This window comes from Rhizobium sophorae, from assembly GCF_013087515.1.
GTDB classification, from domain to species: domain Bacteria; phylum Pseudomonadota; class Alphaproteobacteria; order Rhizobiales; family Rhizobiaceae; genus Rhizobium; species Rhizobium sophorae.
On record NZ_JABFCN010000023.1, the window covers coordinates 177,129 to 203,623 of the forward strand.

Sequence of the window (26,495 nt, forward strand, 5' to 3'; positions counted from 1 at the left end):
CTGATATCGCAGATTTCAGGCAGCGCTGGGGAGGGTGGAATGCTTCAAGTCCGCAAATTGTTGACAGCCGCGACAGCCGTCATCGTGGTTGCCGTATCGTCGTCATCTTGCACGACCTCGAATGACTCGATGCAAACCGGCTCGGTTGGATATAGCAGCGTCGACTATGCGCTCAGACCTGCCTGCCGCGACGGCTTCGGCAACGATCGTCCTTGCAGCTATTAGAGGCAATGGCTGCTCGACGAGCGACATCACCGGATGAGCCGTCGGAAGCAAATATTCATTCCGCTTCAGCCTTGTCGTGATCGTTCAAAGTAGCGATTCACGATGTCCTTGACTTCGCTTGAACTGAACCCCGTAACCCATCTGTGCGGTATCGCGATGGTCCTTTCAAGAGGCTGTCGCTTGCGCAACTGTTCAATCATCTCCGGATCAGCATCTTTGCGCATAGTCAGGTAGATAAATCCCGCATGCTCGGCTTGAGGGATATCAACGTGTTCGATCATTGACCAAGGGATGAACTTCGGCAGCATTTGACCAGCGATACCGTCGGGCCCGATCACCATTGTGGGCTTTCTGAAGTCCGCCTGCCGAGCCTTTACCGCCACATAAACGATGACGACGAGGAACAGGATCGCGAACAGGCCCTCTCCGACACCGCTCGTAGCTCTGCTCATTTCGATCTGCCCAAGGGCGATAAGTGAGAGGTAGACGAAAAGGAGCGCCATAACGCCAAGGAACATGAAGAGGTATCTAACGCTCCCTCGCAGTACGAGAATTGGCTGGATGGCGTTTGGGTCGCTGTCGGCGGTGGGAGAATGCTCATCAGTCATCGGTTGAATTCAACTCTCCACGCAAGTAATTCCGAGCACATCTTAACTGTGTAGAGCCGCGGCCCTTCGTTACAAGTATCTACTGGAAAATCGTTACGAACACCTGCAGGCGTGATACACAACCGAACAGTGCTCTAGGAAAGACGATCATGCGGTATCTTCGGTCAGGGCCGCGTCGGCTTCACACCCAGGAGATGGGCGGTCCGCGCGCCAAAACGGTGGGCCTGAGGTCCGGTGAAATCGCCGACCGGAATATTCGCGTCATTCTGGAGGCGATCCGCCGCCATGGCCCGCTGACGCGGATGGAGCTTGGCCGGCATTGCGGCCTGACCGGTCCCGGCATTACCAATATTCTCCGCCGATTGGCCGAGGAAAAGCTTGTCGCCTCCAACCGCCGCAATGGCCTCGGCGGAGGGGCCACGGCTACAGAGTTTGCCTTGCGCCCGGAAGGCGCCTTCTCGATCGGCGTCAAACTTCGCCAAAGGCGTGGCGAGGCTGTACTCATCGATCTCAGCGGCCAGGTCCATGACCGGGTCTATTTCGGCCCGGATCCCGCAGACAAGGTCAAGCTAGTGCATGCGGCCGTCAGGGATATGGTCGATCGCCACGCGACATCGCCGATCATTGGCTTCGGCATCGCCGCCAACGACTGGACGGAGGATCAAAGCGATCAGATCGCCGCGATGTCGACGATAGCGCGGCCCTATGTCGAGAACGAGTGCACGGCGAGCCTTCTCGCCGAGCGCACGATCGGCAGCTCCAGCAGGGAAGGCGGACTTGCGATGATCATCATCGACGACGACGTTCAGGCCGGCTTTCTCATTCGCGGTGTTCCCTATTCCGGCGTGCATGGCCGGGCGGGCAGCATCGGCGAAATGCTGACCGGCCCGGACAATGTTCAGCTGAACACCGTCGTCGGTTTCCAATCGCTGCGATCACGGATCGGCGACGAGGCATTCGCCCGCCTCCTGCAAGGGGAGGAATTCTCCTCGCCGTCACTGTCGCAATGGATACGGGAAGCCGCCGGCCATCTGCTCGATCCGATCATCGCCATGGCTGGTTTCCTCGCCCCGAGCGTCGTCATGATCGGCAGCGACCTGCCGCAGGGCGTGATCGAAGCGCTGATCCATCAGCTTTCGATCGAGCGGCGCGATACCTCGACGAGGCCGTTGCTGACGCCCTGGATTTCGCCGATGAAACCCGCGAGCTTCAGCGGCGGCGGCGTTGCGCTCGGTGCAGCGCTCCTGCCCTTCCTCAACACTTTGCTGCTGCCGCCGGCCTCGGCCTGATGGCCGGGTCAACCGAGCGCTTCATCGGCGTGGCGGAGGTCGGAGGCCAGCGCCTTGTCCAGGACTTTCTGGATATTGGCCGCCCGCCGGAACGAGGGCTCCTGGGTCCTGCCCGCCCGCACGGCCTGGACGAAACGTTGGTAGTTCGTCTCGACCGGATCGAAGGGAATGTCCTGCCAGGTCGCCGTGTGCACGTCTTCTCCAAGACAGGCGCGAAGCGTGGATTTTCCGGTATCGTAGATCATCTCGATCGAGCCGGTTTCGCCATAGACCCTGAGGCGCAGCTGATCCATCTGTCCGGCCGCCGTGCGTGTCGCCTGGATCGTCCCGATCGCGCCATTGGCGAAATCGACATTCATCGTGAAACTGTCGTTGGCGTCGAGATCATATTCGCCGATCCTATGGCCCGGTGCCTTGTCGAAGGTCTTGAGCCGCGCGAAGACATGGGCGATATCGAGCCCTGAACCGTAGGATGCGAAATCGACAATGTGGATGCCGATGTCGCCGAGCGCGCCATTCGATCCATGTTTTTTGCTCAGTCGCCAAAGCCATTTGCTCTCGCTCTTCCAGTCGCCCCAATGGCGGCCGACCAGCCAGCTTTGCAGATGGGATGCCTCGACGTGCCTGACCTCCCCGATTTCGCCGGCGAGTACCATCTGCCGGCCTTTCTGAAGGGCGGGCGAATTGCGATAGGTGAAATTGACCATGCCGACCTTGCCCGATCGCTCGATGGCCTCGGTCATCTCCATGGCCTTGACCGCATCGGTGGCGAGCGGCTTTTCGCAGAAGACGTGCTTGCCGGCGGCAATCGCCTGAAGCGTCGTCGGGTGGTGAATGCGGTCCGGCGTGACGTTTGCCACTGCGTCGAACTCGCCCCAGGCGAGAGCATCCTCGAGGGTCGTGAAGTGATTGGCGATGCCATGTTCGGTGCAAAAGGCCGCGAGCCTTTCCGGGACGATGTCGACGCCGCCCACGACGCTGACGCCTTCGATCGCCTTGAAGTTGGCGGCATGCTGGTTGGCCATTCCGCCGGTACCGAGAATGAGTAGACGCATCCTATCCTCCATGGAATTAACTTCCCCGCCGCAGTTCAGCCGGGGCAAAACCGCACTCACCCCATCGCAGCCATCCGCGATTGCCTCGTGCTCTTCTCAGGAAAATTGCGGTGGACGCGCCGCGCGCCAACAGGACGCTTCATCACTTCACGGCGCGGATCCTTTTCCGAAAATCGATCTCGATTTTCCGGAACTGTGCACTAGCTGCTGTTGATTGTCGCCAGCATCTCAACCTCCCAGGTCTGGCCTTCCAAGCTGTGGCTTGACATCAAATCAAAGTAACTTAATCTAATTAATGCAGCACGGAAATGAGGAGAGGTCAACTGACCGCCAAGGCTGTATCCGTTCAAAATGGGGAGGAGACCCATCATGAAGAGCGCCACCGTCAGCGCATTTGCGCTGAGCACATTGTTATTTTCAGCATCTGTTTCATTTGCCCAGGAACTTGCCACTAAGGACAGGATCGGCCTCGCCGATGCGCCAAAATCCCTCGTCGTCCGTTTGACGAACGATAGTCCGAACAATGCGGATCCGGTGATCGCCGAGGGCTACCAGAAGCTCTTCGTCGATTTCATCAAAAAGCATCCGGACTGGAAATTGCAGCTGCAATTCATGTCCTCGGACATTGGAACCGAACAGGCCAAGATGCTGGAGCAGGCCAAAGCCGGCAACGCGCCTGACTGCGCTGCGGTCGACTCGTTCGTTCTTTCGCAGTTCATGGTCAATAATGTTCTTGCGGACTTCACACCGTATTTTTCGAAGGAGGAGGTGGATGACCTGTTCCCCTTCATCCGCAGCGGCATCACGGATAAGGACCAGAAGGTCCGCGCCTGGTGGTGGGATACCGACCTTCGTGTGCTCTACCGCAACAAGTCGATCGTGGCGGATGCGCCGCAGACATGGGACGACCTGAAAAAGGCAGCGCTCGCCTCCACCAAAGAAGGCATGGAAGGTGTTCTCTTCAATGGCGGGCGCTGGGAAGGAACGACGTTCGACTGGCTCGCAAATTACTGGGCGCTGGGCGGCAAGCTTGTCGACGACTCGGGCAAGCCGGTATTCGGCGAAGGCGAGAACAAGGAGAAATTCCTGAAGGCGCTGAATTATTTCAAGGATCTCGTCGATTCGGGTGCCGCGCCCAAGCGTGTCAGCACGATCGCGAATTACGACGATATGAATGCTGCGGCCGCAGCGGCGACGACGGCCCTCTTCATCGGCGGCAACTGGCAATATGCGCAGCTGAAGGCCACGCTCGACGAGGACGAGTTCAACAACTGGACCTTCTCGCCGATCCCCGGCCCCAGCGCCGATCAGCGTTCGACCGGCACCGGCGGCTGGACGATCGCCTCCTTCAGCAAGGACAAGGACAAGATCGAGATGTGCGCCAACCTCGCACGCGAAGTCTATATGGGCCCGGCAAACGCGCTGCAGCAGCAGTTGCCGACCAGGAAGTCGCTGTTCGACAAATATGAGGTCTTCTCCACCGAAGCCAACAAGACCTTCGCCAAGGCTCTGGTCGACGGACAGGCACGCCCGGGTGTGCCGATCTATCCCGAAATCTCCAACCAGATCCAGATCATGATGGGTGACGTGCTCTCGGGCACCAAAAAGCCGGAAGACGCTTTGAATGCCGCCTTCAACGCAGCATTGGAGGCTTACAAGCGCCTCTAGTGCTTCTGAGCGTGACGGCGCCTGCCGCCAGGCGCCGTCGACCTACAGCGCCGCGCCTCTTTGGAGACGCGCAAAGGAGGCTGGAGACTTTGAACCTGCGCATCGTGCTTTGCGAATATTGATTCCGATTTTCCGGCCGATGTGTTAGCGAAACCCCGGACAGAGAAGCCAATGAGCCCCATTGCCATCGAGGCTGACAGCCCGCCTCAAAGCAGAACGTTCATGCGCCGTTTCGCCGGTGCGCCCCTGCCCTGGATCATGCCTGTGATCGTCGTCATCGGCATCTTCTACCTTTACCCCGTCATCGACGTTTTCAGGCTTTCATTCACCAACGCCACGCTGATCGGCGACAATCAGGATTATACGCTGGGGTCGATCACCAATGCGCTGAGCTCGCCGCAGCTGCCCGACATTTTATGGGCGACCCTGATCTTTGTCGGCGGCAGCGTCATCGGTCAGCAGATTTTAGGCCTTGCGGTCGCTGTCGTGGTTATCCGCGGCGAAAAGCGCGGCCTGTTCGGCACCACCATTTTGAGGACGACGGCGCTGGTTGCCTGGGTCGTCCCTGGAATTGCCGGCGGCATCATCTGGCAGATGCTCTTTTCCGAAGCGCCATACGGTGCGCTGAACAGCATTCTGCGGCTGATGCATATGCCGACGGTCGCCTGGCTCTCGGATCCGTCAATCGCACCGTGGTCTACCCTCATCTCCAACATCTGGCGCGGCACGGCATTTTCGATGGTCGTCATGTATGCGGCGCTGAAGTCGATCGATCCCTCGCTCTATGAAGCGGCGGAGGTCGACGGCGCGACGGCATCGCAGCAGTTTTTCTTCGTCACGCTTCCGCAGCTGCGCGCGGCAATCCTCGTCAACATGATCCTCATCACGATCCAGACGGTGAATACCTTCGATGCGATCATCACGCTGACGGGCGGCGGTCCGGGGCGTGCGACCGAGGTCATCTCGCTCTACGTCTTCAATATCGTCTTTAGAAACTACGACCTGTCCGGCGGCAGCGTGCTCTCCGTGCTCATGCTGATCATCAGCCTCGGGCTCGCCTTTATCTATGCATCGTTCCTGCCGAAGGAGGAAGAGCAATGAGTGGACGGACCGGAACGCGGCTCGGCGATGCCATGAGCTATCTGTTCATGCTGGTAATGTTCGTATTCTTCGCCGGCCCCCTCACCTATCTCCTGTCGATGGCGATGCGCGACAAGCGCGAGATTTATCGCGGAGCGGCGCGGTATATTCCCAACAATCCCACCATCGACAATTTCATCACCGTTTTGAACAACAGCTACTTTCCGATCTATCTCTGGAACGGCCTCAAGCTTGCCGCCCTTAGCGGACTGGGCGTCCTGATCGTCGCACTGCCCGCGGCATATGCCTTTTCCCGCTTTCAGTTCCGGGGCAAGGGCCTGTCGATGATGGGGCTGCTGCTTTTCCAGATGATCTCGCCGCTTGTCATCATGGTGCCGCTCTACCGCTACATGAACCGCCTCGGCCTGCTGGATACGCATTTTGCCGTCGTCATGGTCTATATCGCGCTTGGCGTTCCGCTGGCGACCTGGCTTCTGAAGAGCTCGGTCGACGGCATCCCGCGCAGCCTCGACGAAGCCGCCATGATCGACGGCTGCAACAGGTTCTCGGTCTTCTGGCGCATCATTTTGCCATTATCGGCGCCGGGGATAGCCTCCGTCTTCATCATCACGGTGATTGCCGGCTGGTCGCAATTTCTGGTGCCTTTTCTGTTGCTCACGAAAAATGATCTGATGCCGATCGGCGTCGGGATCTTTAACTTCCGCGGCATGCAGACCGACTCGTCCATCCAGTTGCTTGCCGCCGCCTGCCTGATCGCGGTCGTTCCGGCGATCGTCGCCTTTCTGTCGCTCCAGCGGCTGATCCTCGGTGCGATGACCAGCGGCGCGGTCAAGGGATGACGAGCGGTTCAGGCTATGCGCAAGGAAGGATTTCGAGCATGAACCAGACACTCGGCGCCAGGCTGTCCCCGGATCTGACCGGCGCCAATGTCGAAGATGCAGGTGAGCACAACAGGGCCGTCGTCCTGCGCTGCATTCATCGCCAGGCGCCGATTTCGCGGGCTGAAATTGCCAGGCGGACGGGTTTTACCAAACCAGCGATCGCCCGGATCGTCGATCGGCTGCTGGACGAGGGCCTGATCATGGAAGCCCGCCGGCGGCATGGGCTGAGAGGCCAGCCGGCGATCGAACTCGAAATCAATCCGGATGCCTGTTTTGCCATCGGCATCAACATCGATCGCGACCATCTGACGATCCTGGCCGTCGATGCCGTCGGCAACGTCCGCGCCCGCGTGCATCACGAGAAACGTTTCATCCTGCCTGCGGAATTCCTGCAGCTCACGGCCGACGCGATTTCGCATTTCCAGCGCAGCCGCCTCATCGACGATGCGCGCCTGGCCGGCATCGGCTTGGCGATGCCGGATTGGCTTGGCGAGATATCGCTCCTCGGCAAGCCCGAGGCTTATCAGGAATGGACAGCATTCGATGTGCGCGCCGCACTGGAAAACCTGACGCAGCATCCCGTCTTCATCGAAAACGAAGCCAATGCCGCAGCCCTTGCCGAACTCGATTACGGACTAGGCGCTGAAAGCAGCAGCTTCTTCTATATCGCCATCAATCCATGCCCGGGCGGCGGCCTCGTGCTCGACGGCAACGGTCATCGCGGCGCCATGGGCCTCAGCGGTGAAATCGGCTGGCTGCCGATCGCCGACGGCCGGGACGGGAAAGCCCATAAGGTTCAGCTTCTCGGCGAGATATTCTCGCTGTTCTTCCTCTATGATTTCCTCGCGCAGCACGGCGTCGAGGTGAGTGTTCCCCACGATCTCCTGACGCTGGATGCGCATGGCAGGCGCCTCGTGTCGCAATGGCTGAAGGAAATGAGCGCGCATCTGGCTGTCGCCGTCAAGCATATCGGCATGGTCGTCGACCCCGACGCCGTCCTCGTCGGTGGCAGATTGCCGATCCGCATAGTCGACGAATTGCTGCGCTACGTGCACGAGCATCTCGATGCCGAGGACACCAGTCTTCCCTCGCTTCATCGCGCTTCGCTCGGAGAGGATGCTTCGGCCATGGGAGCGGCGGCCATGCCGATGGCAGCAGCCCTGATGCTCGCGTCAGCCGACGCGGCGCAACGCACACGTTCACCACTCAAGAACATGGATCGCCTGAACGGTTGAAACGGCCGCAAGGCCCACGGATTTTGGTGAAGAACGGATTTTCGCGAAGATAGGAGAGTTTTGGTGAAGATCGGCTTTTACACCTCGACATTCAACGATCGCCCCCTGGAGGAAGTGGTTGATTTCGCCGCGTCGGCCGGGTTCGATGCCATCGAGATCGATGTCGGCGGTCATATCAAGACGCCCGATCGGGTGGAGGCCGCCGTCGCGCTCGCGCGTAGCCGCGGCCTCTTCGTGTCGTCGATCACCTATTTCGGCAATCAGCTCGATGCCGACCGGGCAAAACGAAAGGCACTTCGCGAAACGACCGCCGAATTCGCCGGCGCGATCGGGCAAGTGGGCGTCCCGATCTTCGTGATCTTCCCAGGCCGAGACGACACCGCAAGCGACGAAGCCAACTATGATGATTTCGCCGATTTTGCCAACGAGTTGATTGCGCAGACGGAGCCCTATGGCCTGACCTTCGCAATCGAGAACTGGCCGGGTCCGAAGGACAATTTCATCGGAACGACGCCGAAAGGATGGCAGGAGCTTTTTCAGAGGATCCGGGATCCCCGCTTCGGCCTGGAATTCGATCCCTCGCACCTCATCCGCATCGGCGTCGATCCCTATCAGGCGATGGAGGCGGTGAAGGATCGCATCGCCATCCTTCATGCCAAGGACACGGCAATCGATCGGAAGGGGCTGCAGGCTGTCGGCTATCACGGCAAGGGCTGGTGGCAATACAAGCTGCCCGGGCTCGGCCTCATCGATTGGCCGAGGTTTCTGCGCCAGGCCCGCGGGGCTGGCTTTGACGGCACGCTGTCGATCGAACACGAGGATGCCGCCTATGGCTGGCCGGGCAAAGACCTGGCCGCGCGCAAAGACGGCGAGCGCCTCGGCCTCGATTATCTGAGAAATGTCCTGAGCGGACTTTGACAGCGATTTCGGGAGGACGGTAATGGCCCATGTTTCGGTCAACAATGCGCGCAAGGATTACGGCGCGTTCAAAGCCATCAAAGGCGTATCGGTCGACATCGGCGACGGCGAGTTCGTCGTTCTGGTCGGCCCCTCGGGCTGCGGCAAATCCACGCTTCTAAGGATGATCGCGGGCCTTGAGGGCATCACCTCGGGGCAGATCCAGATCGGCAAGCATATCGTCAACGAGCTTGCCCCCAAGGACCGGGACATCGCCATGGTGTTTCAGAACTACGCGCTCTACCCGCATATGACTGTTGCCAAGAACATGGGCTTTTCGCTGCGGCTGAAACGGATGCCGAGGACGGAGATCGATCAGCGGGTCGGCAACGCCGCGAAGATCCTCGGTCTCGAAAGTCTCCTCGAGAGATATCCCAAGCAACTGTCGGGTGGCCAGAGACAGCGTGTGGCGATGGGGCGGGCGATCGTGCGCGACCCGGCCGTCTTCCTCTTCGACGAGCCGCTGTCGAACCTCGACGCCAAGCTCAGGGTGCAGATGCGCTCGGAGATCAAGGAACTGCATCAACGGCTGCAGACGACAACCATCTATGTCACCCACGACCAGATCGAAGCCATGACCATGGCCGACAAGATCGTCGTCATGAAGGACGGCCTGATCGAGCAGTCGGGTTCTCCGCTGGAATTGTACGACCGCCCGAACAATCTTTTCGTCGCCGGCTTTATCGGCTCCCCGGCGATGAATTTCATCAGCGGCAACATGACGGAAGATGGGTTTCGAACCGCCGACGGTCTGCTCCTGCCGAGTGACCGGCACCCGCCCGAAGCCGTGACCTACGGCATTCGCCCCGAGCATATCCGGTTGGACCCGGGCGGCATCGAGGTCACGACGGTGGTCGTCGAGCCGACGGGTTCGGAAACACTGGTCATCGTCCGGCTGGGGACGCAGACGCTGACCTGCGTCTTCAGGGAACGGATCAGGGCAACCCCCGGCGAGGTGCTGAGGATTGCGCCGATCCACGATACCGTGCACCTGTTTGGAAAGGACGAGCAGCGGATCACATCAGGTGAGGCGCCGTTGAACTGACCCGGCCGATTGCCCCTCCCCTTCGGCCGGCGCCGGCCGGGGGCGCGTTTTCCGCGCCCCCGATGCGGCTAAGCTCATAGAGCGACTCTGTCTCGCTTTAAATGACGGTTGCGCTACGCAAGCCCGCGCAATGACTTCAAGCCGGATATGAGACGCTGATGTCATCCTGCTCTAGCTAGCGGCGTTCCTTTTGCCGAGAAGGGCTGCGCGAATCTGTTCGCTTTTGCTCAACAGAGGAGCTGGGACCTCTGCTGTCTGCTCGGGCGCGTCTGTCTTACCGGTGGTTTGCTTGAGGCTCAGGAAGCGTTTTTGCGCGACCAGCCGGTCTTCGGACGACAGTGGTTCGACGGGTTCGCCGTCAAGACTGTGGCGCATGGAATCGGGTTGGGCGCTGGCGAAATAGTAGCGCCGGCAGTGGACATAGGCCGCGGTCGCTCGCCTGAGGGTCGTGACGCCCGCCTCGGGCTTCAAAAGCGGGCGGAGTTCGTTGAAAAGGCCGACGGCAAAAGGAAGGATCGGATCTCCCGCTTTGGCCGGAAGGACGCCGACCGGCCGGATCAACAGCGCGTTGACCGCGTTTGCCTTCTCCACGTCGAGCTCGGTTGCCGCAATCGGTCCGCGGCTGATCTTCCAGGGCTTGTCCATGCGTCCTCCATGTAACGTCCATAGCGATCGACTGTGATGTTATCTTGACGGACAGGGCGAGTAATGGAAGTCGCACATCGTCGGTTCCACTGCAAGCAGGTGAAACGCGCAAACAGGGCCAAGTGGCGAAAAGCCGTTCCCCGGAGCTGATATGGTCCGATGTCGTCGGCTGGCGTTCCATCTAATCGTTTTTATCGAGGAACATGCATTGACCTGCCGCATCGATTACACTTCTTATCCGCGCCCAAGATAGAGTGACCGGCCAGGGGAGGATATATGCGGGTTTTCTCGAGCATTGACGAGCTGCGCCACACGCTCGACGCGCTGCGGCGTCAGGGCCGGACCGTCGGCCTTGTTCCGACGATGGGCTATCTCCATGCCGGTCATATGGAGCTCGTCTCGCGCGCCCGCGCCGAGAACGACATCGTCGTCGTCTCGATTTTTGTCAATCCGCTGCAATTCGGCCCGGCGGAAGATCTCAGCAAATATCCGCGCGATCTGGAACGCGACGCCGCCATGCTGAGGCAAGCCGGCGTCAATTTCCTTTTTTCGCCTGGCGTCGAGGACATGTATCCCCGCCCGATGTTGACCGTCGTCGACGTTCCCGACCTCGGGCGCGAACTGGAAGGGGCGGTACGGCCAGGGCATTTTGCCGGCGTCGCCACTGTCGTCTGCAAGCTTTTCAGCATCGTGCAGCCGCAGACCGCCTATTTCGGAGAGAAGGATTACCAACAGGTCATTATCATCAAGCGCATGGTGGACGATCTGGCCGTGCCGGTGCGCGTGATATCGGTCCCGACGGTCAGGGACAGCGACGGTCTCGCATTGTCGTCGCGCAACGTCTATCTCAGCGAGGCGGAGAGGCGTGCCGCGGTGATCGTCCCTCAGACACTTGACGAGGCGGAGCGTCTGGTCGCCGGCGGCCTTGCCGATCCGGTGGAACTCGAGGCAAAGCTCACGGCATTTCTTAATCGCGAACCTCTGGCAAAGCCCGAGGTCGTCGCCGTCAGGGATGCCGCAACGCTGCGGCCGGTCACGTCGATCGCGGACCCTGTCGTCGTGGCGCTTTTCGTTCGGGTCGGCTCGACACGGCTGCTCGACAACAGGGTCGTCAGTGATGACCGAATTGTCGGAGACAACCGGGTTGCAGGGAACAAAAGGGTGATCGGCGGGCAGAGCTTGCCGGGAAAGGGAGTGAACAGATGAGCGCGGCCGGAATTCAGAAGCGCCTTACGCCAGCGCGCATCTCCGCCATGAAGGGCGGCAAGCCGATCGTCTGCCTGACCGCCTATACGAAACCCATGGCGCGGCTGCTCGATGAGCATTGCGACCTGCTGCTAGTCGGGGATTCGCTCGGCATGGTGCTCTACGGCATGGAGACCACCATCGGCGTCACGCTCGACATGATGATCGCACACGGCAAGGCGGTCATGCGCGGCGTCGGCAAGGCCTGCGTCGTCGTCGACATGCCATTCGGCACCTATCAGGAATCGAAGGAGATCGCCTTCCGCAACGCTGTCCGCATCCTGCAGGAAACTGGCTGCGATGCCGTCAAGCTGGAGGGCGGCGAGGAGATGGCCGAGACCATCGCCTTTCTGACGAAGCGGGGGATTCCGGTTATGGGCCATATCGGCCTGATGCCGCAGCAGGTCCAAACCGCAGGCGGCTATCGTTCGGTCGGCCATTCCGAACACGAGACATCGAAGATCCGCCGCGACGCCCACGCCATCGGCGGCTCGGGCGCCTTTGCCGTCGTCATCGAGGGCACGGTGGAGCCGCTCGCTCGGGAGGTGACGGTCTCCATGCACGTCCCGACCATCGGTATCGGCGCTTCTTCCGCCTGCGACGGCCAGGTTCTGGTTTCCGACGACATTCTGGGGCTCTTCAACGATTTCACCCCGCGCTTCGTCAAGCGCTACGACGAACTCGGCAAAAGGATTTCGGCCGCTGCGGCCGCTTATGCCGACGAGGTCCGATCGCGACAGTTTCCGGCAGCGGAGCATACCTTCAAACGGCGATCTTGAGGCGAGGCCATATCAGGTCCATCACCGGGCGGCATACTGTTCGCGCATGCTGTCGGCCGACCGGCGAACCGCCTCGGAAACCCGCTGGAGCTGTTTGGCCATGGGCGTCGAATTGCGCCAGATCATGCCTATCGTTCGCGACGGCTGCGGAGACTGAAAACGGGAGATCGACACATGCGCCGAGCGCGTTTCGAGGGGAACGGCCATCTCGGGAATTAAGGTGATGCCGATACCGGCGCTGACCATCTGGACCAGGGTGGAGAGAGAGCTGCCTTCCATGACTTCCCGGGGACGGGCCTGCCCTATCTTGCAGAATGACAAGGCCTGATCGCGGAAGCAATGGCCTTCCTCGAGCAGCAGTAACCGCATTTCGCGCAGCGCCTCGCGTTCGGGCACCGGCTTACCCTCGTCTTCGGGCCGCCGAACCAGCACGAACTCTTCCTTGAAGAGCTCGAGTTCTGCCAGGGAGGGTTCCGACACGGGCAAGGCAACGATTGCCGTGTCCAGCTGACCTTGCGCCAGCTCCTGAACCAGCTTTGACGTCTGCGTTTCGCGTACTTCGATCTGAATGCCTGCAAAGCTCCTGTTCAGATCGTTGATGATTGCCGGCAACAGATAGGGCGCAATCGTCGGGATGATGCCGATGCGCAGCCGTGTCAGGAAAGGATCGCGTGCGGCCCGCGCCAGATCCGCCAGTTCGTCCACGCCACGCAGGATATCGCGGATCCTGAGCGCGACGGTCTGACCGAAGGCGGTCAGCTTCACCTCGCGCGCGTTGCGCTCGAAAAGCTCACCGCCCAACTCCTGCTCAAGTTCTTTGATCTGCATTGACAATGCCGGCTGGGAGATCGCACAGGCGTCGGCAGCGCGCCGGAAGCGGCCATCTCTTGCCAGTGCTTCAAAATAACGGAGCTGTTTCAGGGTAAGGTTCTTCATAATCTCAGCTTATCGCAACGATCAGTAAATCCAACTTAAATTTATGAAGCGCTTCCGATATGAAGACTGCAAGGGGAGAGTGGGGCGCCAGCTCGGCTCATCTTTTTTACGCGCAGACAGATCAAGCAATGAAGGAGACGATCATGGATAACCCCACTGACAGCGCAGGCAAATGTCCTGTCGCACACGGCAATACGCCTCGCAGCAGATCCAATCGCGACTGGTGGCCGGACCAGTTGAACGTGCAGATTCTTCATCACAATTCCGGCCGCGCCGACCCCCTCGGCCAGGCCTTCGACTATGCCGAGGAGTTCAAGAAGCTCGATCTCGACGGCCTGAAGAAGGATCTTCACGCGTTGATGACGGATTCGCAGGATTGGTGGCCGGCCGATTTCGGTCACTATGGCGGCCTGTTCATCCGCATGGCCTGGCACAGCGCCGGCACCTACCGCATCACTGATGGCCGCGGCGGCGCCGGCCAGGGCCAGCAGCGTTTTGCGCCGCTCAACAGCTGGCCTGACAACGCCAACCTCGACAAGGCGCGCCGCCTGCTGTGGCCGATCAAGCAGAAATACGGCAACCGCATCTCCTGGGCCGACCTGCTGATCCTCACCGGCAACGTCGCGCTCGAATCCATGGGCTTCAAGACCTTCGGCTTTGCGGGTGGCCGCGCCGACGTGTGGGAGCCCGAGGAATTGTTCTGGGGTCCTGAAGGAACCTGGCTGGGCGACGAGCGCTACAGCGGCGAACGCGAGCTGGCAGAGCCGCTCGGCGCCGTGCAGATGGGCCTCATCTACGTCAATCCGGAAGGCCCGGGCGGCAATCCCGATCCGATCGCCTCGGCGCGCGACATCCGCGAAACCTTCGGCCGGATGGCGATGAACGACGAAGAGACCGTGGCGCTGATCGCCGGCGGCCACACCTTCGGCAAGACGCATGGCGCCGGCGACCCATCCCTGATCGGGGCCGAGCCGGAAGGCGGCGCGATCGAGGACCAGGGCCTCGGCTGGAAGAGCTCGTTCGGCACTGGTGTCGGCAAGGATGCGATCACCGCCGGCCTCGAAGTGACCTGGTCGCAGACGCCGACCAAGTGGAGCAACTACTTCTTCGAAAACCTCTTCGCTTTCGAATGGGAGCTGACGAAGAGCCCGGCCGGCGCGCATCAGTGGCAGGCCAAAAATGCCGAAGCCTCCATTCCGGATGCCTACGACGCCTCGAAGAGGCACCTGCCGACCATGCTCACCAGCGATCTGGCGCTGCGTTTCGATCCGACCTACGAGAAGATCTCGCGCCGCTTCCTCGAAAATCCCGACCAGTTCGCCGACGCTTTCGCCCGCGCCTGGTTCAAGCTGACCCACCGCGACATGGGACCGAAGGTGCGCTACCTCGGCCCGGAAGTTCCGGCCGAAGACCTGATCTGGCAGGATGTGATCCCGGCCGTCGACCACCCGCTCGTCGACGACAAGGACATTGCCGAACTGAAGGAAAAGGTTCTCGCCACCGGCCTCACCGTGCAGGAATTGGTCTCGACCGCCTGGGCGTCGGCCTCGACCTTCCGCGGCTCCGACAAGCGCGGCGGCGCCAACGGCGCGCGCATCCGCCTTGCCCCGCAGAAGGACTGGGACGCCAACCAGCCGGCGCAGCTCGCCAAGGTGCTCGGCGTTCTCGAAGGCATCCAGAAGGGCTTCAACGCCGCCCAGACCGGGGCTAAGAAGATCTCGCTCGCCGACTTGATCGTTCTCGCTGGTTCTGCCGGCGTCGAGAAGGCGGCAGCGGCCGGCGGCAACGCCGTCAGCGTGCCCTTCACGCCGGGCCGCATGGATGCTTCCGAAGCCCAGACCGACGCGCATTCCTTCGCAGCACTCGAGCCGCGCATCGACGGCTTCCGCAACTATGTGAACGGCAAGCGCCATCAGTTCATGAAGCCGGAAGAAGCACTCGTCGACCGCGCCCAGCTCTTGACGCTGACCGGGCCCGAGATGACCGTCCTCGTTGGCGGCCTGCGCGTGCTGAAGGCAGGCGACCCCGAGCACGGCGTCTTCACTTCGCGTCCCGAGACGTTGACGAACGACTTCTTCGTCAACCTGCTCGACATGGGCACGCAGTGGGTTCCCCTCGCCGGCAAGGAAGGCGTCTATGAAGGCCGCGACCGCAAGACCGGCACCGCCAAGTGGACCGGCACCCGCGTCGACCTGATCTTCGGCTCGCACTCGCAGCTGCGCGCCTTCGCTGAAGTCTACGGCCAGGCCGACGCCAAGGGGAAGTTCGTCAAGGACTTCGTCGCCGCCTGGAACAAGGTCATGAACGCCGACCGCTTCGACCTCGTCTGATCGGCAGCATTTCGCCCGGGCGCAGTTTCGGCTGCGCCCGGGCATTTTTTATCGGAGATCGGACCTACCGCCCGACCGTCCAGTCCTCGACACGCAGACCATCGACGCGGCGGAATTCCCCGACATTGTTGGTGACGAGAACCAGATCCCGGGTCCTGGCCTGAGCGGCGATCAAAACATCATAGGAACCGACCGGCGTTCCCTTTGCCGCCAATGCGGCGCGGATCTCGCCTGAGGCCAGCGCATCCTCACGTTCGAAGCCGACAGGCGGAAAATCCGCCATGAACAGGCGCAGGGTTTGAAGATTGTAGGAAATTTTCGCGCTTTTATAAGCCCCATAATAGAGCTCGTGCATCACCACGGTCGACAGCCCGATCGATCCTTCGTCACTGTCCATGACGCGAGCAAGCAGCATGTCGGATTTCCTGCCGATCAGAGCGATCACCGCATTGGTGTCGATAAGATGCGTGATCACTTGAACAGATCCTGAAGACCAGGCCTCTCCTGATCCTCCGGCTGCTCTCGCCCTTCCGCCATGAAATCGTCGCTGAGGCCGCGCTCCAAGGCACTGTGCAACGACGCCCACCGCACGCCGCGATCGGCCCGTGGCCGAAGGATCACCGCATCGCCCTCCCGCGTCACCTCCACCTGGTCGACGTCGAAGCGGAACTCTTTCGGCAGCCGGACGGCTTGCGAATTGCCGGATTGAAATACACGCGCATATTGCGGCATGAGAGCCCTTCGCAGTTTGTATATATGCTTTTGTATATACGCGATTGGCGGTGTTCATGCAAGAAGCCGTCTCTGCGCCTTCTACTGGCGAGGCAGAATGCCGAAAGGCGAAAGTGACAGCAGATCGGGATCAGTCGTCGCCGTTACTGTCGCTACCTGGGCACGGCTTATGCTGTAGCCGTAGGTGAGGACGCGGTTACCGTCGATCATGAAGAATTGCGCCTGATCCAGGCCGGGCCGCAGGGTACCCGTCACGGTGACGGTCTCGTACATTCTTGCCAGGTGCAAAGGCTCTTCCGGAACGACACGAACCAGTTGGTTGGGCGGAGGGGAAGGCATGTGGCTGCAGGCTCCGGCCCAAGGCACCAGCATGAATTCGTAGACAAGATCGCCGTCCTGATCGATCGGCAGAACAAAGCCCGTCAATTCGATCGGATGTTCCTCGCCATGCCAGGCGAGTGTTTCGCCCTGTGGGCCGCTCACCACCTTGCCCGACAGCGGTACTGCCGCTTTGGCCTGATCGGCCGGCCGCAAAGCACTCCAGAAGATAGGCTGCGCTGCTGCGAAGGCGTTAGAGACTGGCCATGCGGAACATAATGCCAGCGCCGCGAACGTCAGGAGGAAAGGTTTGTGCTTCATCATTGCATCTCCACCGGGCCGGCCGCTTTGACCACCTTGCCGCTGCCGCAGGGATGCTACTCCCGATCCCGCTTAGCCGTCAAAACGTTGTCGCGGGCCTGCTCATGTTCGTTAGGCCAGCAGCACTTTGCCGCCCGTCCGGAACGGAACGGCGGATCGCAGTGCTTCACTGACCTTTTCCAGAGGAAACACCTCCCGTACCTCGGTGGTGATGACCTTCGAGGCGATCTGCGCGGCGACCTCGGAATAGGCCTGTTGGACGTCGCCCATGGCTTGCGAATGTACCCATTCCCGGAGGTGAAAATAGGAAAAGGATATATCGGGATGGGACGCCCAGAATGAATTCGGGATGCTCAGCCCCGAGAGCAGACCGTAATGCACGAAGCGTCCGCCCGGCCGTAGCGCGCTTGCGAGGACTGCGGCGCGCGCACCTCCGACGCAATCGAGCACCGCGTCGAGCCCATGCCGGCCGGCGAGCCCGGCAACCAGATCGCTCTCGCTTTCTTCCCTGTCGATGATGACAGCCTCGACCCGGCCGCGCAGGCGCTCAAGTGATCCTTCGCTGCGGACGATGGCGACCGGCTCGACGCCGGCGGCATTAGCGAGACCGATCAATATCGCTCCGATCGAAGAGGCGGCGGCATTGATGGCGATGCGCATGCCTGGCCTCAGCCCGATCTTGGCATGCAGCATCAACCAGGCCGTCATCGGATTGACGTAGCTCGTCGCAGCCTCGAAGTCGCTAAGCTCGTCTAGAACACGAAGGCACCAGCCGGGATCGGTATCCTTGAATTCCTGCCACCCGCCGGCGCTACGCACCGGCAGCACGCGTGTCCCGGGGGAAAGCCCATGAACCTCTTCACCGCACTGTTCGACCACTCCGAATGCTTCGAAGCCGGGAATGAAGGGTAATGTCGTGCGTCCGCTATAGGCTCCCGATATGGTGATGATATCGGACGGATTGATCGCCCGCGCCAGCAGACGCACCCTCACCTCGTCGCGCCGCAGCGGCGGCAACGCAGCCCGCTCGAGCTCAACGACATCCTGAGCCGGGCCGAATTTTCGCACGACCGCCTGATATTGCATTGCATCCCCCACACACTGCGGTTAGATCACCCCGTCGAATTTTCGGTGATCGAATGAGCGTTGATGACAGGCCTTTAGCATCGTTCCGGGTCTCGATGCGAGACATCGACATCTATGGTCACGTCCACAACTCCCGTTATCTCGACTATTGCGAGGATGCGGTCGTCGAGTTCCTGCGGCAACGGCAAATTCTTAGCCATTTCCGTCACACCTCCTCCGGCGTCGCCTATCACGTGAAGAAGGCGGAGATCATCTTTCACAGCCCGATCGACCTTGACGATGTTGTCGAGGCAAAGGTGGACGTGGAGAAAATCGGGCGCACGAGCCTGTCCTTTGCCATAGAGCTCTTTCGCCAGCGCGATGGCGCCCATTGCGCATCGGCGCATTTCGTCTGGGTCTGCGTCGGCCTGTCCGACAGCCGCCCGACGCCCATCCCCGAAGTGACCAGGGCCGCTCTTTCTCCCGGCTGACGGCCGATCATTCAAACCAGCGGGTGTCCATGCCGATCCATGCGCAGCTTCTTCGACATGCAACGGAGGCACCGGACAAACCGGCACTGGTGATCGACGGGCGCTCGCTCAGCTATGGCGAGCTCTATTTGCGCGCCAAGGCAATTTATCGGTTTCTTCAGGAACTCCCCCGCTCGAACCGCCGCACATTCGATCTGCCCGGTGTGGAGACGCTTGTCGCTCTCAGCCTTGGCAATCATATCGGCTTTGCCGAGTATTTTGCGGCGGCGACCGCTTTCCCGAATGCCTGCGCGGTCATCGATCCGATGATGCCGCCGGAAAGGATCGAACGCATAATCGAGCGCCTGGCGCCTGACGTTCTGATCGTTGACGACGATGCCGGGCCGAGCGCCGAAATTGCCCGAAGACTCGGCATTCCCGTCGTCACCGCCGGAGCGGAGGCTTTCGACCTCGCCGCGGCGGGAAAGGAAGCCGAGCTGCCGCTCGATGCCGACAAGATCTTTCTGATCGGCTTCACCTCGGGGACCACCGCCGAGCCGAAGGCCTATTATCGCTCGCGGGAGCAATGGCGCCGGAGCCTCGATCGCGGACGCGTCGTTTTCGAGCTCGAAGAAGCACCCTCGACAATGTGCCCGGGAGCCCTCGCGCATGGCCTGGCGCTTTATGCATTGGTCGAAGCTTTGGATGCCGGCGGGACCTTTCATTCGATCAGGAAATGGGATCCGGGCGTGGTCGCACGCACGCTCTCCTCCTGGCAAGTCGAACGGCTGGTTGCCGTGCCCACCCATATAGCCGGCATTGCAAGGGCCTGGGCGGGCGAACCCGCTCTGACCTCTTTGCGCGATGTCCTCACCGCCGGTGCAAAGCTTGACAGGAACGGGGTCAAGTCCATGCGCCAACTGTTTCCGAATGCCCGCATCCGGGAATATTACGGCGCATCCGAGCTCGGTTTCATGACGGTCTCGACCCTTGTCGGCGGCGAGATCGATTTTCCGATCGAGCGGGTGGGGCAAGCCTATCCCGGCGTGGCAATCTCCATTCGCGATCCCAATGAAAACGACGTCGGGACCGATGTGGCGGGAACCATATTCATCGATAGCGACCTGATCGCGGATGGATATCTCTGGGGCGACGACGGTCAGGCCTTCCGGGTCACGGAAGCGGGAGCGACGGTCGGGGATCTCGGCGAACTCGATGCTAATGGCATGCTTCGGGTGATCGGCAGGGCGGGCGGCATGATGATATCAGGCGGTAACAACGTTTATCCTGCGGAAGTCGAGAGTGCGCTCAAAGCCTGCCCCGGCGTAGAGGATGCCGTTGTCTTCGGGTTGCCGGACGCCTATTTCGGCCAGCGGATCGTCGCCGTCGTCTCGGGAGAGACGATGGACCTAAAAATTCTGGCCGATCATTGCGCGAGCTCGCTCGCCAGGTACAAGATCCCCAAGCAATTCTACCATATAAGATCCTGGCCGATGACGAGCAGCGGGAAGATCTCGAGGGGGAAAGTGGAGACATCAGTGGTTTCTGGAGACGATCTTGTCCTACGCCTATCAGCCTGACGAGGATTGGCAGCCAGTCGTGGTTGCCGCCTACCGGTCGCCGATCGGCCGGGCGTTCGGATCGCTTGCGACTGTCGCGGCGGAAGATCTACTTGCGCCGATCATCCGTCGCATTGTTTCCGAAACGGGAATTGCGCCGGAAAACATCGATGATGTGCTGGTGGGTAATGCCGCCGGTGGCGGTGGAAATATCGCGCGGCTGGCGGCGCTTACCGCAGGTCTGCCCATGGCGGTTCCGGGTGTTTCGATCGATCGGCAATGCGGTTCGGGTCTGGAAGCGATCATCATGGCAGCCCGGCTGATCCAGGCGAAAGCCGGTTCGTGCTTTCTGGCCGGCGGCGTCGAGAGCGTCAGCACCGCGCCATGGCGCGTCGAGAGACCAAAGGCGAATGGGGCGCTGCCGCGATTTTACGGGCGCGCCCGGTTTTCGCCTGACACGATCGGCGACCCGGAAATGGGGATTGCCGCCGAAAACGTCGCCCGTCAGTTCAGCATATCGCGGCAGAGACAGGATGAATTCGCTCTGCGCAGCCATAGGCTGGCCGTAGCCGCGGCCGAGGCGGGCATCTTTCGACCCGAGATCGTTGACATTTCCACCGGCCACGGTCTGATCGAACGGGACGAGTGCCCACGCGCCTCCACATCGCTTGAGGCGCTCGCAAACCTCCGGCCGGTCTTCATGGCCGATGGTTCGGTGACAGCAGGCAATGCCTGCCCGCTGAACGACGGCGCCTGCCTGGTGCTGGTCATGAGCCGCGGAATGGCGAGAAGTATCGGTATCGAAAAGGGCCTTGCCTTCATAGACAGCGCCGCTGCCGGCGTGGATCCCAACCTGCTCGGCATCGGCCCGGTCGCCTCGACCAGAAAGCTATTGCAGCGTCAGCCAAGGCTCTCGCTCTTAGACATCGATGCCATCGAATTCAACGAGGCCTTCGCGGCCCAGGTTCTGGCATCGCTGGATCAGCTCGCTTTCCCTGTCGACGCGATCAACAAGGACGGCGGAGCGATTGCGCTCGGCCATCCATTCGGGGCCTCCGGCGCAATCCTCGTTACCCGGCTATACAGCCAGTTGATCCGCAACGCCGGCGGAAGCTGGGCGCCCGGCGCGACTGCCTTGGCCATGATCGGCATCGGCGGAGGCATCGGGCTGACCGCGATGTTCGAGGCTGCCCAGCTTTCCTGACCCGGCGAAGGCGCAGACCGTCAGGCGGCGGCGCGTTTGTGATCGGCCGGATGCTGAAGCCGGAAGCCGATCGCCAGCCTGTTCCAGGCGTTGATCATCGCAATACCGATCGAAAGCGCCACGAGCTCGTCATCCGAGAAGTTGGCATGCGCCTCTTCATAAACATCATCCGGCGCATGGCTTTTCGCGATCTGAGTAAGAGCCTCGGCCCAGGCGAGCGCGCCCCGCTCCCGAGTGGTGAAGAGCTGCGACTCCCGCCACGCGTTCAGAAGCAGCAGCCGGTCATCCGTTTCGCCGAGCTTCAGCGCGTCCCGGCGGTGCATATGCAGGCAATGCGCGCATCCGTTCATTTGGGAAACACGCACTTTGACGAGTTCGAGCAGCTTCGGATCGAAGCTTCTCGCAATCCAGGCTTCAACAGCCACGAGGCCGTCGATGCCGCTGTTCTTATGGGCCATGAAGTTCAGGCGCTTGATCATTGTTATCTCCATCGTGCGGATTGATGGCCGAAGTCACCGGCTTGCAAACCAGTGAATACGCCTTGCCTTGCGGGTCGGTCATCTGCCCCGACGGTAGGTTCGGCCGATGCCTGTCGACGTGATGTTCCTCCATTTCAGCCAACTGGCTCATCGCAGAGCCAGCTCGCCTACTACGTTCGCATAGGGTGACAGCGACCGAGGAAGAATAGTTTGGGGCCGCGATCCGGCGCATCCTCCTGCCCATCGGTTACACCGGCCGCACCGGCGACGGTCCCGAAGAAGTCGCTTCGCTCATCGAGGAGGCGGGGGCATGCCCAGCAGTTGCCTGCTCGCTTTCAAGTCAACAGAGGAAACTCCTCGTAAAGGACAAGGAGACTACCCATGAAAATCGTCGTTATCGGCGGCACCGGCCTCATCGGCTCAAAGACCGTGGAAAGATTGCGCAACAAGGGGCACGAGGTGTTGGCTGCTTCGCCGAATTCGGGCGTCGACACGATCACCGGCAAGGGCGTGACCGAAGCGCTCGCCGGCGCGCAGGTGGTGCTCGATCTCGCAAACTCGCCCTCGTTCGAGGACAAGGCCGTCCTGGAATTCTTCCAGACGTCTGGCCGCAATCTGCTCAAGGCAGGGGCTGCCGCCGGCGTCAAGCATCACATTGCGCTGTCGATCGTCGGCATGGAGCGGCTGCAGGGCAGCGGCTACATGCGCGCCAAGATGGCCCAGGAAGAGCTGATCAAGACGTCCGGCATACCCTACACCATCGTGCACTCGACACAGTTCCATGAATTCATTGCCGGCATCGCCCAGTCAGGCACTGTCGGTCAGACCGTGCATTTGTCGCCGGCCTACGTGCAGCCGATCGCCTCGGACGACGTCGCCGACGTCATGGCCGAGGTGGCGCTCGGCACGCCTGTGAATGGCACGATCGAGATCGGCGGGCCGGAGAAAGTCCGCCTCACCGAAATCGTGACGCGTCTCTTCAAGGCGACGAAGGATCCGCGCCAGGTGGTCGCCGATCCGCACGCCCCCTATTTCGGCGTCGAGCTTGAGGACAATTCGCTCGTGACCGGAGGCAAGGCGCGGCTCGGCCAGATCCGCTTCGAAGATTGGCTGAGCCGGCAGCCACCGCAGAAAAAGAGCGCCTGACGGACGAAGCCCGCCAGTGCGCTCGTTCCATTAACGAAGGAGACCAGACATGCTCAGAAAAATGATCTCGGCAGCGGCCTTCGCCCTTGTCCTTGCCGCTGGTACTCAAGCTCACGCCGGAGGTGGGAAAGCGAAGATAAGCGTCGTTTTCGACCAGAAGCTTCCCAATGTTCCCGGCAAGAGCATGAAGGCTGTGATGGTGGAATATGAGCCCGGCGGCCTGTCGCCCGGCCATACCCATCCGGATTCGGCCTTCATCTACGCCACCGTTCTCGAAGGGGCGATCCGCAGCGCGGTGAACGACGGCCCGGTGAAAACGTATAAGGCCGGAGAAAGCTTCGCCGAATTTCCCGGCGATCACCACAGCGTCAGCGCAAACGCCAGCGACACCAAGCCGGCGCGCCTGCTTGCGGTCTTCGTGCTGGACACCGACGAGACGGAACTGACGATCGACGACAAATAAAATGGTAACGATGCCCGGCGCCGCCGGGCATCGGTTTTCCCCGATCACGCAGCCTGCAGCGCCATCTCGAGGTCGGCGATCAGATCGTCCGGATGTTCGATGCCGATCGAAAGGCGGATCGTCGATTCCAGAACGCCGATGCGCTGGCGGACATCGGCGGGCACGCCGGAATGCGTCATGGTGGCAGGATGGCTTGCAAGCGATTCCGTGCCGCCGAGGCTGACGGCGAGCTTGAAGATCTGCAGCGCATTCAGGAATTTGAACGAGGCTGGCTGACCGCCGCGGATGTCGAAAGAGAAGGTGGAGCCGGCGCCGGTGCATTGCGTGATGAAGGTCCGGCCGGCCGGCGATTCCGGATCGTGGTAGGGCAGATAGTGGACCTTCTCGACCTTCGGGTGATCGCGCAGATAGTCGGCGACGGCCCGCGCGTTGCTGTTTGCCCGTTCCATGCGCAGCTGCAGCGTTTCCAGCGAACGGCCGAGCATCCAGCAGGAATGTGGATCGAGCTGGGTGCCGATCGCGCCGCGCAGGGCCTTGATCTGCCTGATCACCGCCTTGCGACCAAGAACGGCGCCGGCGATCAGATCCGAATGACCACCGACATATTTCGTCAGCGAATAGAGCGAGATATCGGCGCCGTGCTCGATCGGTCGCTGGAAGACCGGTCCGAGCAGGGTGTTGTCGCAGACGATGATCGGCATATGGCCCTGTCTTGCACCAATCATGTCGGCCACGCGTCGGATCATCGCGACATCGACCAGACCGTTGGTCGGATTGGCAGGCGTCTCGATCAGGATGACAGAGACGCGGCCCTTGGCCATCGCCTCTTCTGCCGCCTTTTGCACCGGTCCTTCGCTGACGCCGTCGGCAAATCCAATGGCGGCGACGCCGAAGTTCAGAAAAGTCTTTGCCAGCAATGTTTCGGTTCCCCCGTAGAGCGGCTGCGAATGCAGGATCGCGTCCCCCGGCCGGACGAAGGCGAACAGAGTGGTGGCGATCGCCGCCATGCCGGATGAAAACAGCACGCCGCTTTCCGTCCGTTCGTAGACGGCGAGCCTGTCTTCGACGATCTCGCTGTTTGGATGGTTGAAGCGTGAGTAGACGAGGCCCGCCCCCTTCCCTTCCGGCGGCTCGCGGCGGCCAGACACGTAATCGAAGAAGTCGCGGCCATCCTCGGCCGTGTTGAACACGAAGGTGGAGGTGAGGAACACCGGTGGCTTGACCGCCCCTTCCGAGAGTTCGGGATCGTAGCCGTAGTTCAGCATCTGCGTCTCGGGATGCAAGGCATGATTGCCGATATGGGTTTTGGAAGGATGCGGGGCGGTCATCATCGTCTCCTGTTTCGGGACTGGCGAAATGGCAGAATACATCAAAACCATACAAGAGGAGCAATCATCGCGGTCAGTTCATGGTCTCGCCCAGAGTGTCCGCGACATAGGCGCCGCGCGCACCCATTGGCAGTGGCGTTCCCGTCGTCGTGTCCTTCGCAGTCTGATGCTCCAGTTCGGCGTTAAGCTCCCCTCCGACGATGAGAATGACGACGGAAAGCCAGATCCAGATAAGGAAGCCGATCAGCGCGCCGAGCGTGCCGTATGTCGCGTTGTAATTGGCGAAATGGTCCAGATAGAAAGAAAAGCCGAGGGACATGGCGGCCCAGGCGATCGTGGTCAGAACCGCGCCCCACGTCATCCACCGGAGCTTGGCAGGCTCGCGGCTGGGGCCGAAGCGGTAGACCGATGTAACGGCCACTGCGACGACCAGCAGAAGCAGCGGCCATCGCAGGAGAAGGGCCATGTGCTCCTTGAACTGATCGAGCCAGAGATAGGAGAGAACAACCGGCATGACCCCGACGAGCGCCACCATGACAACCGTGAAAAGCATCGCGCACAAGGTGAAGCAGAGGCCGATCAGGTTCAACCGGACAAGCCCCCGCTTCTCTTCCTCCTCATAGGCTACGTTCATCGCGTCGAAGATCGCCAGCGTGCCGCTATGCGTGCTCCAGAGGGCGATGCCGAGGCCGACGAAGAATGTGATGCCGAGCGTTGCGTCGCGCCGATCGACGAGATCTTTGATCTGATTGGCAAGAAGATCGAACGCTCCTGATGGCATCAGGCCTGCCAATTCGCGAAGATGTTCGGATATGGTGGCCGGATCTGCAACCAGCCCGTAGAGTGATACCAAAGCCGCCATGGCTGGAAACAGCGCCAGCAGCAGATAGAAGGTCACGCCCGCGGCAATCAAAGTGACCCGGTCGGCGAGGACCTCGTGGAAGACGCGCCAGAACACGTCGCGAAGGCCGCTGAATGGGATAGCCTCGGGCGTGCTGGCACTGCGGCCATGATCGTCACCTGCGCGGCCGGGATCCCCAGACCGAGCGACCGACCTGCGCTCAGTCGCCTGCATCAGCACAAGTGCGCCAATCGCTGCGGCCATTATTGCCGCTGCAATGGGGAATCTCTTGAGGTGAAGCACATCAGGCATGAGGATGTTCTCCGAGCTGGTGCGGAGATAACGCGGGGTGCCGCTAAAGGATGCAAGCCGTTGCTTTCCTGCGGACATTTGATGCAGGCTGTGATTGCCTGCTTCTCTAATCGGATCAGGAGGCAGGGATTGGAACGATGGGACGGCGCCACCGTTGCGCCCATAAATCATTGATATCACTGCAGTCGAAACCTGCTACGGAAGCAAATCCAGACTTTAGTTTCGTTACCGCTGTGGTGAGAGTCTTTTCGACAGGTC

At 61.0% G+C, this 26,495-nt stretch carries 27 protein-coding genes; 16 read left to right on the top strand and 11 right to left on the bottom strand.

The window, feature by feature from the left end; translation table 11 throughout:
- Window positions 1-39 precede the first annotated feature (39 nt).
- Window positions 40-225, top strand: coding sequence for a hypothetical protein (locus tag G9X64_RS36550; RefSeq protein WP_168308932.1), 186 nt, complete (start codon window positions 40-42; stop codon window positions 223-225).
- 65 nt (window positions 226-290) lie between these two features.
- Here the strand turns inward: G9X64_RS36550 and G9X64_RS14560 are convergent, their stop codons facing one another.
- The gene (locus G9X64_RS14560; RefSeq protein ID WP_171376779.1) at window positions 291-833 is read right to left on the bottom strand and encodes a hypothetical protein; all 543 of its coding nucleotides are present in this window, start codon (window positions 831-833) and stop codon (window positions 291-293) included.
- 149 nt (window positions 834-982) lie between these two features.
- Between G9X64_RS14560 and G9X64_RS14565 the strand changes: the two genes are divergently transcribed.
- Window positions 983-2,122: an ROK family transcriptional regulator gene (locus G9X64_RS14565; protein ID WP_168308931.1), complete on the top strand. Its 1,140-nt coding sequence runs from the start codon at window positions 983-985 to the stop codon at window positions 2,120-2,122.
- Between the two features lie 8 nt (window positions 2,123-2,130).
- Here G9X64_RS14565 and G9X64_RS14570 read toward each other — a convergent pair whose 3' ends face one another.
- Entirely contained in the window at window positions 2,131-3,177 is a 1,047-nt protein-coding gene (locus G9X64_RS14570; protein WP_171376780.1) for a Gfo/Idh/MocA family protein, read from the bottom strand.
- Window positions 3,178-3,546: 369 nt separating this feature from the next.
- Between G9X64_RS14570 and G9X64_RS14575 the strand changes: the two genes are divergently transcribed.
- From G9X64_RS14575 to G9X64_RS14600, 6 genes are all read left to right on the top strand, one after another.
- The gene (locus G9X64_RS14575) at window positions 3,547-4,845 is read left to right on the top strand and encodes a type 2 periplasmic-binding domain-containing protein (RefSeq protein ID WP_168315825.1); all 1,299 of its coding nucleotides are present in this window, start codon (window positions 3,547-3,549) and stop codon (window positions 4,843-4,845) included.
- A gap of 171 nt (window positions 4,846-5,016) precedes the next feature.
- Window positions 5,017-5,946: a carbohydrate ABC transporter permease gene (locus G9X64_RS14580; RefSeq protein ID WP_171376781.1), complete on the top strand. Its 930-nt coding sequence runs from the start codon at window positions 5,017-5,019 to the stop codon at window positions 5,944-5,946.
- Window positions 5,943-6,785, top strand: a complete 843-nt coding sequence (locus G9X64_RS14585; protein WP_011649125.1) for a carbohydrate ABC transporter permease — start codon at window positions 5,943-5,945, stop codon at window positions 6,783-6,785. The genes G9X64_RS14580 and G9X64_RS14585 overlap by 4 nt, the downstream gene beginning before the upstream one ends.
- Before the next feature lie 38 nt (window positions 6,786-6,823).
- Window positions 6,824-8,062 carry an ROK family transcriptional regulator gene (locus G9X64_RS14590; protein ID WP_171376782.1) on the top strand — a complete coding sequence of 413 codons (1,239 nt, stop codon included), beginning with the start codon at window positions 6,824-6,826 and terminating at the stop codon, window positions 8,060-8,062.
- A 63-nt stretch (window positions 8,063-8,125) separates the two neighbouring features.
- The gene (locus G9X64_RS14595; protein ID WP_171376783.1) at window positions 8,126-8,980 is read left to right on the top strand and encodes a sugar phosphate isomerase/epimerase family protein; all 855 of its coding nucleotides are present in this window, start codon (window positions 8,126-8,128) and stop codon (window positions 8,978-8,980) included.
- A gap of 22 nt (window positions 8,981-9,002) precedes the next feature.
- Window positions 9,003-10,064 (top strand): ABC transporter ATP-binding protein, encoded by a 1,062-nt coding sequence (locus G9X64_RS14600; protein WP_171376784.1) that lies wholly within the window; start codon window positions 9,003-9,005, stop codon window positions 10,062-10,064.
- A gap of 171 nt (window positions 10,065-10,235) precedes the next feature.
- Here G9X64_RS14600 and G9X64_RS14605 read toward each other — a convergent pair whose 3' ends face one another.
- Window positions 10,236-10,709 carry a ProQ/FINO family protein gene (locus tag G9X64_RS14605; RefSeq protein WP_168308924.1) on the bottom strand — a complete coding sequence of 158 codons (474 nt, stop codon included), beginning with the start codon at window positions 10,707-10,709 and terminating at the stop codon, window positions 10,236-10,238.
- A 276-nt stretch (window positions 10,710-10,985) separates the two neighbouring features.
- Here G9X64_RS14605 and panC point away from each other — a divergent pair, with 276 nt between their 5' ends.
- Window positions 10,986-11,915: a pantoate--beta-alanine ligase gene (panC, locus tag G9X64_RS14610; protein ID WP_171376785.1), complete on the top strand. Its 930-nt coding sequence runs from the start codon at window positions 10,986-10,988 to the stop codon at window positions 11,913-11,915.
- Window positions 11,912-12,733: a 3-methyl-2-oxobutanoate hydroxymethyltransferase gene (panB, locus tag G9X64_RS14615; RefSeq protein WP_171376786.1), complete on the top strand. Its 822-nt coding sequence runs from the start codon at window positions 11,912-11,914 to the stop codon at window positions 12,731-12,733. The genes panC and panB overlap by 4 nt, the downstream gene beginning before the upstream one ends.
- A gap of 21 nt (window positions 12,734-12,754) precedes the next feature.
- On the opposite strand, the gene G9X64_RS14620 is transcribed toward panB, so the two are convergent.
- Window positions 12,755-13,669, bottom strand: a complete 915-nt coding sequence (locus G9X64_RS14620; protein WP_171376787.1) for a hydrogen peroxide-inducible genes activator — start codon at window positions 13,667-13,669, stop codon at window positions 12,755-12,757.
- Window positions 13,670-13,812: 143 nt separating this feature from the next.
- Between G9X64_RS14620 and katG the strand changes: the two genes are divergently transcribed.
- Window positions 13,813-15,999 carry a catalase/peroxidase HPI gene (gene katG / locus G9X64_RS14625; protein WP_171376788.1) on the top strand — a complete coding sequence of 729 codons (2,187 nt, stop codon included), beginning with the start codon at window positions 13,813-13,815 and terminating at the stop codon, window positions 15,997-15,999.
- A gap of 64 nt (window positions 16,000-16,063) precedes the next feature.
- Here katG and G9X64_RS14630 read toward each other — a convergent pair whose 3' ends face one another.
- The 4 genes from G9X64_RS14630 to G9X64_RS14645 form a co-directional block, all read right to left on the bottom strand.
- Window positions 16,064-16,474 (bottom strand): type II toxin-antitoxin system VapC family toxin, encoded by a 411-nt coding sequence (locus tag G9X64_RS14630; RefSeq protein ID WP_171376789.1) that lies wholly within the window; start codon window positions 16,472-16,474, stop codon window positions 16,064-16,066.
- Window positions 16,471-16,731, bottom strand: a complete 261-nt coding sequence (locus G9X64_RS14635; RefSeq protein ID WP_168308918.1) for an antitoxin — start codon at window positions 16,729-16,731, stop codon at window positions 16,471-16,473. The genes G9X64_RS14630 and G9X64_RS14635 overlap by 4 nt, the downstream gene beginning before the upstream one ends.
- A gap of 81 nt (window positions 16,732-16,812) precedes the next feature.
- Window positions 16,813-17,373 carry a DUF3299 domain-containing protein gene (locus G9X64_RS14640; protein ID WP_171376790.1) on the bottom strand — a complete coding sequence of 187 codons (561 nt, stop codon included), beginning with the start codon at window positions 17,371-17,373 and terminating at the stop codon, window positions 16,813-16,815.
- 108 nt (window positions 17,374-17,481) lie between these two features.
- Entirely contained in the window at window positions 17,482-18,456 is a 975-nt protein-coding gene (locus tag G9X64_RS14645; RefSeq protein WP_171376791.1) for a zinc-dependent alcohol dehydrogenase family protein, read from the bottom strand.
- Window positions 18,457-18,509: 53 nt separating this feature from the next.
- Here G9X64_RS14645 and G9X64_RS14650 point away from each other — a divergent pair, with 53 nt between their 5' ends.
- Genes G9X64_RS14650 through G9X64_RS14660 form a run of 3 tightly spaced genes read left to right on the top strand, consistent with a single transcriptional unit; the run spans window position 18,510 to window position 21,668 of the window.
- The gene (locus tag G9X64_RS14650) at window positions 18,510-18,926 is read left to right on the top strand and encodes an acyl-CoA thioesterase (protein ID WP_171376792.1); all 417 of its coding nucleotides are present in this window, start codon (window positions 18,510-18,512) and stop codon (window positions 18,924-18,926) included.
- Between the two features lie 29 nt (window positions 18,927-18,955).
- Window positions 18,956-20,485 (top strand): class I adenylate-forming enzyme family protein, encoded by a 1,530-nt coding sequence (locus tag G9X64_RS14655; protein ID WP_171376793.1) that lies wholly within the window; start codon window positions 18,956-18,958, stop codon window positions 20,483-20,485.
- Window positions 20,463-21,668, top strand: a complete 1,206-nt coding sequence (locus tag G9X64_RS14660; RefSeq protein ID WP_171376794.1) for a thiolase family protein — start codon at window positions 20,463-20,465, stop codon at window positions 21,666-21,668. The genes G9X64_RS14655 and G9X64_RS14660 overlap by 23 nt, the downstream gene beginning before the upstream one ends.
- Window positions 21,669-21,688: 20 nt before the next feature.
- Here G9X64_RS14660 and G9X64_RS14665 read toward each other — a convergent pair whose 3' ends face one another.
- Window positions 21,689-22,147 carry a carboxymuconolactone decarboxylase family protein gene (locus tag G9X64_RS14665; protein WP_171376795.1) on the bottom strand — a complete coding sequence of 153 codons (459 nt, stop codon included), beginning with the start codon at window positions 22,145-22,147 and terminating at the stop codon, window positions 21,689-21,691.
- A 381-nt stretch (window positions 22,148-22,528) separates the two neighbouring features.
- On the opposite strand from G9X64_RS14665, the gene G9X64_RS14670 reads away from it, so the two are divergent.
- Window positions 22,529-23,293: an SDR family oxidoreductase gene (locus tag G9X64_RS14670; RefSeq protein ID WP_168315840.1), complete on the top strand. Its 765-nt coding sequence runs from the start codon at window positions 22,529-22,531 to the stop codon at window positions 23,291-23,293.
- A 49-nt stretch (window positions 23,294-23,342) separates the two neighbouring features.
- Window positions 23,343-23,756: a cupin domain-containing protein gene (locus tag G9X64_RS14675; protein WP_163873572.1), complete on the top strand. Its 414-nt coding sequence runs from the start codon at window positions 23,343-23,345 to the stop codon at window positions 23,754-23,756.
- A gap of 44 nt (window positions 23,757-23,800) precedes the next feature.
- Here G9X64_RS14675 and G9X64_RS14680 read toward each other — a convergent pair whose 3' ends face one another.
- Both G9X64_RS14680 and G9X64_RS14685 read right to left on the bottom strand, forming a co-directional pair.
- Window positions 23,801-25,084, bottom strand: coding sequence for a cystathionine gamma-synthase family protein (locus tag G9X64_RS14680; RefSeq protein WP_171376796.1), 1,284 nt, complete (start codon window positions 25,082-25,084; stop codon window positions 23,801-23,803).
- A 73-nt stretch (window positions 25,085-25,157) separates the two neighbouring features.
- Window positions 25,158-26,237, bottom strand: a complete 1,080-nt coding sequence (locus G9X64_RS14685; protein WP_171376797.1) for a YihY/virulence factor BrkB family protein — start codon at window positions 26,235-26,237, stop codon at window positions 25,158-25,160.
- Between the last annotated feature and the right edge of the window lie 258 nt (window positions 26,238-26,495).